We start from the raw sequence: 11,005 nt of genomic DNA, 5'->3' as shown, positions 1-11,005 counted from the left end.
ATCGCCGCGGCCCCAGCCCTCAGCCCGCGAGCATGCTGCCCGTGCTCATGCGGCGCTGATGCCAGGACAGTGCTTCTTCCAGCAGATGGGGCGTATGCCCGCCCCGGGCGCTGGCGCGCGTGAAATAATCCTCGAGCTGCGCCCGGTAGTCGGGGTGCACGCAATTGTCGATGATGGCGCGGGCCCGCTCGCGCGGCGCCAGGTCTCGCAGATCGGCGAGGCCACATTCGGTGATGACGACATCGACGTCATGCTCGCTGTGATCCACATGGCTCACCATCGGCACCACCGAAGAGATCGTGCCGCCCTTGGCCATGGATCGCGTCACAAAGATCGACAGATAAGCGTTGCGCGCAAAATCCCCCGAGCCGCCGATGCCATTCATCATCTGGGTGCCGTTCACATGGGTGGAGTTCACATTGCCATAAAGGTCGAACTCGAGCGCGGTGTTGATCGCGATGATCCCGAGCCGCCGCACCACTTCGGGGTGGTTGCTCATTTCCTGGGGCCGCAGCACCAGCCGATCGCGATAACGGTCAAGATTGGTGAAGACGCGCCCCGCACATTCCGCCGTCAGGGTGATCGACGAGGCCGAGGCAAACACCAGCTTGCCGGTATCAAACAGATCAAAGGTGGAATCCTGCAGCACCTCGGAATACATCTTGAGGTGATGGAACGGCCCATCGCCCAACCCCGCCAGCACTGCATTGGCGATGGTGCCGATCCCCGCCTGCAGCGGCTGCAATGACAGATCAAGCCGTCCGGCGGCCACTTCGCTTTCCAGCAAGCCGATAAGCTTATCCGCGATGGCGTTGGTATCGGCATCGGGCCGTTCATTGTTGGACGCGCTGTCGGCAGTATGGGTCAAGACAATCGCCACGATCTTGTCGGGATCGATCGGCACATAAGGCAGGCCCACCCGGCTATCGACGGCAACGATCGGGATCGGCAGGCGCGTGGGGCGCTTGGAGGGGAAATAGATGTCGTGCAGCCCTTCGAGGGCCAGGGGCTGGGCGAGGTTGATCTCGACGATGAGCTTTTTGGCCAGAACGGCAAAGCTGGCCGAATTGCCCACCGAGGTACTAGGCACGATGCCCCCGGTCTCGGTGATCGCTGCCGCCTCCACAATGGCGTAGTCCATCACCCCAAGTTGCCCCGAGCGCAGATGCTCCACCGTTTCGCTCAAGTGCTGGTCGATAAACATCACCTCGCCCCGGTTGATGGCGGCGCGCAGCGTTGTATCCACCTGGAACGGCATGCGGCGCGCCAAAACGCCCGCTTCGGTCAACACCCGGTCGACGTCATGGCCCAGCGAGGCCCCGGTAATGAGGGTGATCGTGAACGGGTCAAGCGCTGCCCGTTCCGCCATGGCCAGCGGCACCGCCTTGGCGTCCCCGGCGCGCGTGAACCCGCTCATGCCCACCAGCATGCCATTACCCAGCCGGTCGGCCGCTTCGCGCGCCGTGCAAATGCGCTCGAGCAGTTCGGGGCGGCGGATCCGGGCGGCGAGTTCGGCTTGGTTCAACACATCAGCACCAGGGTAGTTGGGGGGGAAAAGCGGGCGCGCGGCCCGGGCGTGATTTGCTGCCAGTTGCCCTAGCGGGACATGAACACCGGGATCACCGCTTCACTCAGCAACACCCGGGTGACGCCGCCTAGCAGGCGCTCGCGCATGCGCGAATGGCTATAAGCACCGGCAACAATCAGTTGGGCGCGCAGCTTTTCCGCCTCGTTCTGGATCGCTTCGGCGGCATTGCGCCAGCCGGCGATCTCCCGGAGCTCCACCGCCACCCCATGCCGGCTGAGATAGAGGGCAATATCGCCGCCCTCGACCACGCCGCTGGCTTCACCCGCCTCATCGGTGACCATGGCGACGACGACCCGCCCCGCCAGTTTGAGCAGCGGCAGCGCATCCTTGACCGCTCGCGATGATTCACGTGTGTCTTTCCACGCCACCAGCACCATATCGAGCGCGCTCGCGGCAGCTTTCATCGGCGGCAGCCACAAGCAGCCGGTGCCCGATTCAAACAACACGGCCTCCTCGATCTGGGAATCCTGCGCTCCTTCCCCATAGGGCCTGGTGCCAACGAAAAGGTCGGCGGTCCGCGCCTCGGCCGCCATTTGACTGCCCACCGTCCCGGCAAAACCCGAAACCACGCGCAGCTCGGTGGGCAATCCCATCTTGTCGAGACGATCCTCGAGTGCTGCCTGCCGCTCGCGCGTGAGCCGCTCGGCCTCGTTGATCATTTCCTGCAACATCAAGCCCAGTGACGCTTCGGGCCCGGCAAAAATCTCGGGCCGCATATGCACCAGAAGCCCCGTCAGGTGCGCCTCGAAGCTGCGGGCAATTGTTTCGGCGGTGGTCAGGCGAAACTCGTCCTCGGGGGACCCGGTGAGTTGAACCACAATATCCTTCATCTGCCACTCCCGTTGCGGGCCAGCTCACAGGGCCACCACACCAGACTAGCAAGGCCAAGGCGGGGCGACCTTGACCTCGGTCAAGTCGGCGGGCCACCTCCGTTGCCACGCGGAGCCTTGCTCAAACCATCAAGGCCCGCTAGCGGGTATGCCGATGCAATTGATTCCCGACTTCGACCTGCGACCCTGCAACACCTTTGGCCTGTCAGCCAAGGCGCGCTTTGGCACGACGATCAACACGCCCGCCGATATTCCCGCCCTGCTCGACGCGGCCAAGGATTTGGGCCTGCCGCTGCGCATTCTCGGTCAGGGCAGCAATGTCGTGCTGCGCCCGCGCTTCGAGGGCATTGTCGCGCAGATGGCGATCACGGGCCGCCAGATCATCGACGAAACCGCCGAGCACACCATCATCGAGGCCGGGGGCGGCGAGAACTGGCACGAGTTCGTCGCTCATACGGTCGCGAGCGGCCTGCCCGGGCTCGAGAACCTGGCGCTGATCCCGGGCACGGTCGGGGCATCCCCGGTGCAAAATATCGGCGCCTATGGGCTTGAACTGGCGGACCGCTTCGCGTCGCTCACCGCCTATGACACGCATGAGCAGCGCTTTGTCGAACTCGACGCGGCCGCTTGCGCCTTCAGCTATCGGCAAAGCCTCTTCAAGCGCGATCCCGACCGCTTCATCGTTTCCGCAGTGCGCTTTGCCCTGCCCCGCGCCTGGACGCCCAATCTGGGCTATGCCGGCCTGTCCGAGCTGCCATCCGATGCCAGCCCCCAGGCGGTCATGGATCGCGTCGTGGCGCTGCGCCGCTCCAAGCTGCCCGACTGGACCCAGACCGGCAATGCCGGCTCTTTCTTTCACAACCCGGTGGTGGATTCCTTGACGCTCGAGCGCATTCGCGCCGCCTATCCCGCCGCGCCCGCTTATGCGCAGCCCGATGGGCGCAGCAAGCTATCGGCGGGATGGCTGATCGAGCAGAGCGGCTTCAAGGGCCTGCGCATTGGCGGCGCCGGCGTGTCCGAGCGGCACGCCCTTGTCGTGGTCAATCATGGCGGCGCCACCTATGCCGATATTGCGGAGATCAGCGAACGCGTCCGCGCGGGCGTTGAGGCCGAATTCGGCGTCATCCTGGTGCAGGAGCCCGAAACGATATGAGCGTCACCATCTACCACAATCCCGATTGCGGTACCTCGCGTAACACCCTCGCCATGATCCGCCAAAGCGGCGTCGAGCCGGACGTGGTTGAATATCTGAAAACCCCACCAGACCGCGCCGCGATACGCCAGCTCGTTGCCGATGCTGGCCTGACGCTGCGTGAGGCGCTGCGCCAGAAGGGAACGCCCTTTGACGCGCTGGGGCTTGGGGACCCTTTAGTCGATGAGGAGGCCATGCTGGACGCCATCGCGGCGCACCCGATCCTGCTCAACCGGCCCTTTGTGGTGACTGCCAAGGGCACCCGCCTGTGCCGCCCCTCCGAGCTCGTGCTCGAGATTCTGGAGAACCCGGCGATCGGCCCCTTCACCAAGGAAGATGGGGAAGTGGTGGTCGATGCCGAGGGCCGCCGCGTGGTTTGATCGCGCAGCGCCGGGTCTTGCCCGGCGCCGCAAACGTCAGTTCAGTGCCGCCTGGTAGATGGCCAGCACATCCTCGGCGGTCATCGTGCGGGGATTGTTGTCCATCAGCCGGCGAATGGCATGGGCCTCGACCGCCCAGTCCGGCAAGGCCGCCCCTTCGGCGCCATGGGCGCCAAGGCCCATCTCGACCCCCAGCTGCCGGCAGAACTGCATCGCCCCGGCCAGCACCGCTTCTGGGTTTTCTGCTGCCGGCAGGCCAAGCAAGGCCATGATCTCGGCAGTCTTTTCCGGCTGAGCAGGCTGGTTGAAGGCCAGCACATGCGGAAAAATGATCGCATTGGCGAGGCCATGGGGCAGCTTGAGCCGCGTGCCCAGCGGATAAGCGAGCGCATGCCCAGCCGCCGTATTCACGGGCCCGAGGCAGATCCCGCCATAATAGGAGGCGAGCATCATGCCGGCCCGCGCTTCGGTGTCTGAACCATCGGCCACGGCCCGCGCCAAATAGCGCCCGACCAGTTCGATCCCCAGCCGCGCATAGCCATCGATCAGCGGATGGGCCTTGATATTGGTGAAGGCCTCAACGCAATGGGCCAGCGCATCAACGCCCGTCGCTGCCGTCACCGCCGAAGGCACCGAATAGGTCAGCTCCGGATCAAGAATGGCGAGGTCGGCCAGCATGAACTGGCTTTCGATCGCGAGCTTGGCCAGCGTCTCGGGATTGGTGACGAGCGCGCGGATGCCCGCTTCCGAGCCGGTGCCCGAAGTGGTCGGCACCTGCGCCAATGCGGTGCGCCGGCCCTTGACCTTGCCCGGCCCCACCACATCAAGAATGGTTTCCGAGCTGTCCCACAGGACGGCCACGAGCTTGGCGACATCCATTACCGAGCCGCCGCCCAACCCGATCACGAGATCGGGCTTGAAGGCGCGAGCGGCGGCCAGCACCCGCTCCACCGCCGGCAGGTCCGGCTCGGGCGGCAGGTCGACAAACACTTGCAACTCACCGGCAAGGCCGATCCGCTCGACAAAACCCTCCGTCGGCGGCATTGCCACAACGAAGACGCGGCTGAACGCGCCGGCCCATTCGCCGAGCTTGCTGATCGCGCCGGCGCCGATTTCCAGCCCCGCCGGCTGCAGCAAGGTAATCGGCCGTGCCATGGAAAGAGTGGCTTCAGCCATTGTCCTGCGCCTCAAGTTCGGCCATCTGGCCCCAAACAGTTTCGAGCTGAGCCGCGTCGAGCTCCACCAGCGGCGGGCGCACGCGCGTCCAGCCGGGATGACCGCGCCGCTTGGCCAGCATCGCCTTGATCGTGGGCAGCTGCACATAGGCATTGGAGAGATTGCGCCAGGCCTCGATCCGGCTCTGCGCCCGGGCCACCTGCTCGGCTTGCGCCGGATCGTGCCAGCCATCGAAAACGACGCGCAGATGCGCCCCGATCAAATTGGACGAGGAGGTGATGCACCCCGCCCCGCCCGACTGCAGCAGCGGCAGCATGAAGGGATCGGCGCCCGAGAGCACCGAGAAATTCTGGAAGGCGCCAGCGAAAGCCTGCATGCTCTCGAGCTTGCCCGAGCTGTCCTTGATGCCGACGATCACGCCCGGGAACGCCTCGCGCAGCCGGCCCACCAATTCGAGTGACAAGCCCACCTGAGCGATGGGCGGGATGTGATACAGCACGACGCGCAGCGCATCGCTGCCCACGGCCCCGATCACCTCAGCATAAAAGCGAAACAGACCCTCGTCGCTTACCCCCTTGTAGTAAAAGGGCGGCAGCACCACGACGGCCTTGACCCCCGCATCCACGGCATGGCGCACGAGGGTCACGGTATCGGGCACATTGGTCTGCGAAGTGCCGGGCAGCAGGCGCTGCGGATCGATGCCGCTGCTGATCACCTGCTCGAGCAGCGCCTGGCGCTGGGCAATGGAAAAGCTGTTGGCCTCTCCCGTCGTGCCCAATAGTGCGATGCCGTCGCAACCCTCATCGAGCAGCGCATCGCAATGGGCGGCGAACGCAGCGTGGTCAGGCGTGCCATCCGCCGCAACCGGCGTGGCCGAAGCGCAGAACACCCCATGGATGGGCAGGTTCAGGGCCGTATTCATGTGTTCTTTCCCGCAACAAGGCGACGCGCATAAGCGATCGCGGCATTCATATTGGTGTGGTTGGCCTTGCCGGTGCCGGCAATGTCGAAGGCCGTGCCATGGTCCACCGAAGTGCGGTCGATCGGCAGGCCCAGCGACACATTGACCGCGGTATCGAAGGCCACGAGCTTGATCGGGATATGCCCCTGATCGTGATACTGGGCGATCACGAGGTCGAACCCGCCATTATAGGCGCGGTGATAAACCGTATCGGCCGAGATCGGCCCCTGCACTTCGATGCCTTCCGCACGGGCCATGGCGACGGCGGGAGCCACCTGCACATCGTCCTCGGTGCCGAACAAACCGCCTTCCCCGCAATGGGGATTGATGCCCGCAACGGCAATCCGCGGTTTGGCGTAGCCGATGCGCTTGAGATGCTCGTTGCCGGCGCGGATGGTCGCGAGGATCCGCTCGGGCGTCGCCCGGTCGATCGCTGTTTTGAGCGACACATGGGTGGAGACATGGATAACCTTGAGCCGCTCGGAAGCGAGCAGCATGAAGGCCGACTTTTGCCCCGTCAGGGCCGCGAGCATGCCGGTATGGCCATCATAGTGATGCCCGGCCAGGTTGAGCGCTTCCTTGTTGATCGGCGCCGTCACGATGCAGCCGATGCGGCCGGCTTCGGCATCGCGCACTGCCTTTTCGATGAAGCGGAAGGCGGCGTCGCCGCCGCGCGGATCGAGCTTGCCCCAGGGCAGCGGCCCGCCTTCAATCGGCAGGTCTTCCACCACGCCATCAAGATCGAGCGTCACGCCGGTGGCGGCCAGCGCCAGCTCCAGCGTCGCCCGGTCGCCATAGATGCGGGTGCGCGCCCGGTCCTCGGGGCTCATCTCGCTGAGCGCGCGCACGCTGATCTCGGGTCCGACCCCGGCGGGGTCGCCCATGGTAATGCCGATTACATCGCTCATGCAGCGCCTCCATCGATCCAGCCCTGGGGCAGCCGGACATATTTGATTGCCCGCCGGAAATAAGTGTAGGCGACATGGATCGCCCCATCCTCGCCCTCCAGCAGATAGGGATAGGACAATTCCTTGTTGCGGCCGTCTTCCGAATTGTTGGACAGGCACGTGCCGGGGCTGTCATCGATGACGCGACGAAGGGGCCAGGTCAGCCCGCCATCGCTCGAGACGCAGAGGCTCAGAGGCGCGCGCGGCACGCCCCAGATCGGCTGGCAGCCGCCCGTGGCGTCGGGCCGATCGTCGCCCGCTTCGATCTCGTCATAAAGCGAGACGCGCCGATCGCTTGAAGTGGCCGCGGATGCGGGGTTGCACACCATGGCCAGCCGTCCATCGCGCAGACGCACCACATTGATCGAGGAATTGTTGTTGGGCACATCGGTCGGCTCGGGGGCCGACCAGGTGAGGCCACCATCAAGGCTTTCCGAGCGGTGCACGAAGTCCGACTGCCGGCGGCGATAAAAGGCCACCATGTGCTCGCCATCGAGCGGCACGATGGTCATATGCACCGAGCCGATGGAGCCGGGCACTTCGGTCAGCTGCCAGCTCTCGCCATCGTCATGGCTGACGGCAACGCCCGCGGTATCATGGCTGCCGTTCCAGCGCTGCCCGGGGCGTGGGATGCAGCGGAACACCGGCATCATCCAGGCACCATCGGCGCGGCGCACAAAGCGGGCGCGCACAAACGTACCCAAGGGCAGATCGACCAGCCGCGGCTCGCCTCCGGCGAGGAGGCCATTTTCGAGCGTGATCGGGCGGGCCCGCAGCAGGCACTCGTCCTGGTTGCCAGCGGGCTGGGCGGTGTGGAACAGCTGCCACTGGCCGCGCTCGTTACGCGTCAGCACCGGGTTCTGCTCGGAGCGCTCGGGATCATTGCTCAGCTGCGCCGGCTCGGACCAGCGCTCGGCGCCGGGCGCCAGCGTGCAGCCGAACACGGAGATGTCGGACTTCCCCTCGAGCGTGCCGCCGAACCACAGGCAAGCCAGCGTGCCACCCTCCAGGCGCTCGATGAAGGCGGCATGGTTCTGCACCATGGGCGAAGGCAGATAGGCCTCCAGCAAGCCGTCCTGCCCGGGCAGGATCTCCCCCGTCATGCGAGCGGCGATTTGGTCTGGAGTCATGTCTCTCCCCACGGTTTTGGTTGCCGCAAACTCGGCGGGACAATCCATGTTGTCAAGTTATTATTGCCACATCTCACACGGACAAGTCTAAGGGGTGCCAAGATTGTTGTTTGTAATCAGCGTCTTATATCGGAGAACGGAACGCCGCAGCGGCACTCGCCCAAATTCGTTTGACAACTCCATGACAGCGCTAGATAGTGCCGGCCAACGGCAAGCCGACTGTTATCGGCGCGTCCGGAGGAACGAGCGGGAGCGCTTCGCAGCGGCGTTCATCCATCCGCAAGCTGCCTTAGGGAGGTAGAATTGATCTTCAAACGCATTCTGGTCGGCGTTCTGCTGGCTTCCACCGCGATTGCCCCGGCAATGGCGCAGTCCGATACCGATATCACCGTGGTCTTGAGCGAAGAGCTCGACCTGGTGGATCCCTGCATGGCCACCCGGTCCAATATCGGCCGCGTCGTGCTCCAGAACATCAGCGAAACCCTGACCGAGCTCGATGTGCGCGGCGACAAGGGTCTGATGCCGCGCCTGGCGGAATCGTGGGAAGACAAAGGCGACGGCACCTGGCAGTTCAAGCTGCGCCAGGGCGTGTCCTTCTCGGACGGCACCAGCTTTGACGCTGCCGACGTCAAGCACTCCTTTGACCGCGTGTTCAGCGACCAGTTGACCTGCGAAAGCGCGCGCTATTTCGCCGACACCGACCTGACCTTCACCGTGGTCGATGACAACACCATCGACGTCAAGGCCGAGCCCGCCCAGCCCATTCTGCCGCTGCTGATGTCGCTCGTGACCATCGTGCCCTCCGAAACGCCTATGGAATTTGTGCGTGAGCCGATCGGCACCGGCCCCTATGCCATGACTGACTGGACCGCCGGACAGCAGATCGTGCTGACCCGCCGCGACGATTACTGGGGCGAGGCTCCGGCCGTGACCTCGGCCACCTATGTGTTCCGCTCCGAGCCCGCCGTGCGCGCGGCTATGGTGGAAACTGGCGAAGCCGATATCGCCCCCCAGATCACCGAAGTGGAAGCCACCAACCCGGCGACCGACTTCACCTATCCCAATTCCGAAACCGTCTATCTGCGCATCGACCAGACCGTCGAGCCCATGGGTGACCTGCGCGTCCGCAAGGCGCTGAACGCCGCCATCGACCGCGAGGCCTTCATCGGCACCGTGCTCGCCGCCGGCACTGAACTCGCCACCGCCATGGTCCCGCCGACGACGCTTGGTTGGAACGCCGACCTTGAGCCCCATGCCTATGACCCCGAACAAGCCAAGGCCTGGCTCGCGGAGGCCGAGGCCGAAGGCGTCAACATCAAGGCGCCCATCGAGGTGATCGCGCGCACCGAGAACTTCCCCCATGTCACCGAAGTCGGCGAAGCCCTGGTGCAGATGCTCAACGAAGTGGGCTTCAATGCCAGCCTGCGCATGGTGGAAGTGGCCGAGCACGAGCAGTACTACTCCAAGCCCTATCCCGAAGGCCGTCCTGCCCAGCTGGTTGTCGCCCAGCACGACAATTCGCGCGGCGACCCGGTATTCTCGATGTACTTCAAGTACCACAGCAACGGCACCCAGTCGGGCATCTCCGACCCCAAGGCGGACGATCTGATCGAGCGCGCCACTGCCGCTACCGGTGAGGAACGCGCTGCCCTTTGGTCCGAGCTGTTTGCCTATGTCCATGACGAAGTGGTTGCCGATGCGCTCCTCTTCCACATGGTTGGCCATAGCCGCGTCAGTGAGCGTCTCGACTTCACGCCCACCATCGCCACCAACCAGCAGCTGCAGCTCTCGGAAATCGGCTTCAAGTAAGCCGCCACGACTGCCAACCTCTGCGGTGCCGGGTCCAACCCCGGCATCGTCTTTCGCTTCCAACCGGATGATCGGCCATGACCAAACTGATCTCGCAGCGCGCCATCGCCAGCTTGCTGTCGCTCCTGGGCCTGCTCGTGCTGGTCTTCTTCCTGTCCCGCCTCACCGGTGATCCGGCAGCCCTGTTCCTGCCCATCGATGCGACCGAGGAAATGAAGGCGCAGTTCCGCGCCATCAACGGCCTGGACCTGCCGCTGATGGAACAGTTCGGCCGCTATGTCTGGGATTTCCTGCATCTCGATTTCGGCGAAAGCCTGCGCAAGGCGCGTCCGGCCATCGATGTGGTGCTGGAAGCCTATGCCTGGACCTTGCCGCTGGCGCTGATCACCATGGCGCTGGTTGTCGTGGCCTCCATCATCCTGGGCGCCCTGGCCGCCTTCAATGTCGGCGGGTTCTTTGACCGGCTGGTGTCCATCATCTCCCTGATCGGCGCTTCGGCCCCCGATTTCTGGATCGCCATCGTCGCTATCGTCATTTTCTCGATCAACCTGGCCTGGCTGCCCACTTCGGGCGTCGGCACGCCCTGGCACTGGATCTTGCCCATTGCCGTGCTGTTTGTGCGCCCCTTCGGGCTCATCGTGCAGGTGGTGCGCGGCTCCATGCTCGCGGCGCTGAGCGCCCCCTATGTCAAGACGGCCAAGGCCAAGGGCGTGCGCAACCTCCCCATCATTTTCGTCCATACCCTGCGCAATGCCATGCTGCCCGTGATCACCGTGATCGGCGACCAGGCCGCCGCCATGCTCAACGGCGCGGTGATCGTTGAAACCATTTTCGGCTTCCCCGGCATCGGCAAGCTCATGATCGACTCCATCCTGCAGCGCGATTTCAACGTCGTACTCGCCGCCATCATGGTCACCGCCATCGCCATTTTCCTCATGAACATCCTGATCGACTTCGCCTATGGCCTGCTCGATCCGCGCATTCGGCACTGA

Annotated in this window: 10 protein-coding genes; 4 read left to right on the top strand and 6 right to left on the bottom strand. The window is 64.6% G+C overall.

Annotation, left to right across the window (positions count from 1 at the left end):
- Positions 1-19 precede the first annotated feature (19 nt).
- Both HRQ64_RS18825 and HRQ64_RS18820 read right to left on the bottom strand, forming a co-directional pair.
- Positions 20-1,525 (bottom strand): acetyl-CoA hydrolase/transferase family protein, encoded by a 1,506-nt coding sequence (locus tag HRQ64_RS18825; protein WP_172125645.1) that lies wholly within the window; start codon positions 1,523-1,525, stop codon positions 20-22.
- 71 nt (positions 1,526-1,596) lie between these two features.
- Complete coding sequence (locus HRQ64_RS18820; RefSeq protein ID WP_172125643.1) at positions 1,597-2,418, bottom strand: universal stress protein; 822 nt, start codon at positions 2,416-2,418, stop codon at positions 1,597-1,599.
- Positions 2,419-2,572: 154 nt separating this feature from the next.
- Here HRQ64_RS18820 and murB point away from each other — a divergent pair, with 154 nt between their 5' ends.
- Together murB and arsC are read left to right on the top strand one after the other, a co-directional pair.
- On the top strand, positions 2,573-3,571 hold the full coding sequence (murB, locus tag HRQ64_RS18815) for a UDP-N-acetylmuramate dehydrogenase (RefSeq protein WP_210258717.1): 999 nt from the start codon (positions 2,573-2,575) through the stop codon (positions 3,569-3,571).
- The gene (arsC, locus tag HRQ64_RS18810) at positions 3,568-3,990 is read left to right on the top strand and encodes an arsenate reductase (glutaredoxin) (protein WP_172125639.1); all 423 of its coding nucleotides are present in this window, start codon (positions 3,568-3,570) and stop codon (positions 3,988-3,990) included. Before murB ends, arsC begins: the two co-directional genes overlap by 4 nt.
- A 36-nt stretch (positions 3,991-4,026) precedes the next feature.
- Here the strand turns inward: arsC and HRQ64_RS18805 are convergent, their stop codons facing one another.
- The 4 genes from HRQ64_RS18805 to HRQ64_RS18790 are packed head-to-tail and all read right to left on the bottom strand — an operon-like array spanning position 4,027 to position 8,204.
- Positions 4,027-5,166, bottom strand: coding sequence for an iron-containing alcohol dehydrogenase (locus HRQ64_RS18805; RefSeq protein WP_248308279.1), 1,140 nt, complete (start codon positions 5,164-5,166; stop codon positions 4,027-4,029).
- Positions 5,159-6,088, bottom strand: coding sequence for a dihydrodipicolinate synthase family protein (locus tag HRQ64_RS18800; RefSeq protein WP_172125637.1), 930 nt, complete (start codon positions 6,086-6,088; stop codon positions 5,159-5,161). Before HRQ64_RS18800 ends, HRQ64_RS18805 begins: the two co-directional genes overlap by 8 nt.
- Entirely contained in the window at positions 6,085-7,035 is a 951-nt protein-coding gene (gene pdxA, locus HRQ64_RS18795) for a 4-hydroxythreonine-4-phosphate dehydrogenase PdxA (RefSeq protein WP_172125635.1), read from the bottom strand. Before pdxA ends, HRQ64_RS18800 begins: the two co-directional genes overlap by 4 nt.
- Complete coding sequence (locus tag HRQ64_RS18790) at positions 7,032-8,204, bottom strand: exo-alpha-sialidase (RefSeq protein ID WP_172125633.1); 1,173 nt, start codon at positions 8,202-8,204, stop codon at positions 7,032-7,034. The genes pdxA and HRQ64_RS18790 overlap by 4 nt, the downstream gene beginning before the upstream one ends.
- A 363-nt stretch (positions 8,205-8,567) precedes the next feature.
- Between HRQ64_RS18790 and HRQ64_RS18785 the strand changes: the two genes are divergently transcribed.
- Together HRQ64_RS18785 and HRQ64_RS18780 are read left to right on the top strand one after the other, a co-directional pair.
- Complete coding sequence (locus HRQ64_RS18785; protein WP_172125727.1) at positions 8,568-10,013, top strand: ABC transporter substrate-binding protein; 1,446 nt, start codon at positions 8,568-8,570, stop codon at positions 10,011-10,013.
- Positions 10,014-10,090: 77 nt separating this feature from the next.
- On the top strand, positions 10,091-11,005 hold the full coding sequence (locus tag HRQ64_RS18780; protein ID WP_172125631.1) for an ABC transporter permease: 915 nt from the start codon (positions 10,091-10,093) through the stop codon (positions 11,003-11,005).

The sequence above is a fragment of the Devosia sp. 919 genome (assembly GCF_013185965.1).
In the GTDB taxonomy this organism is placed as follows: domain Bacteria; phylum Pseudomonadota; class Alphaproteobacteria; order Rhizobiales; family Devosiaceae; genus Devosia.
This window is presented reverse-complemented; position numbering and strand designations above follow the sequence as displayed.

What these genes read in the sequence shown, in the direction of transcription:
- HRQ64_RS18805 (WP_248308279.1), bottom strand. Translation starts at nt 5,166, where the DNA reads ATGGCTGAAGCCACTCTTTCCATGGCACGGCCGATTACCTTGCTGCAG.
- arsC (WP_172125639.1), top strand. Translation starts at nt 3,568, where the DNA reads ATGAGCGTCACCATCTACCACAATCCCGATTGCGGTACCTCGCGTAAC.
- HRQ64_RS18800 (WP_172125637.1), bottom strand. Translation starts at nt 6,088, where the DNA reads ATGAATACGGCCCTGAACCTGCCCATCCATGGGGTGTTCTGCGCTTCG.
- HRQ64_RS18820 (WP_172125643.1), bottom strand. Translation starts at nt 2,418, where the DNA reads ATGAAGGATATTGTGGTTCAACTCACCGGGTCCCCCGAGGACGAGTTT.
- HRQ64_RS18785 (WP_172125727.1), top strand. Translation starts at nt 8,568, where the DNA reads ATGGCGCAGTCCGATACCGATATCACCGTGGTCTTGAGCGAAGAGCTC.
- pdxA (WP_172125635.1), bottom strand. Translation starts at nt 7,035, where the DNA reads ATGAGCGATGTAATCGGCATTACCATGGGCGACCCCGCCGGGGTCGGA.
- murB (WP_210258717.1), top strand. Translation starts at nt 2,573, where the DNA reads ATGCAATTGATTCCCGACTTCGACCTGCGACCCTGCAACACCTTTGGC.
- HRQ64_RS18790 (WP_172125633.1), bottom strand. Translation starts at nt 8,204, where the DNA reads ATGACTCCAGACCAAATCGCCGCTCGCATGACGGGGGAGATCCTGCCC.
- HRQ64_RS18780 (WP_172125631.1), top strand. Translation starts at nt 10,091, where the DNA reads ATGACCAAACTGATCTCGCAGCGCGCCATCGCCAGCTTGCTGTCGCTC.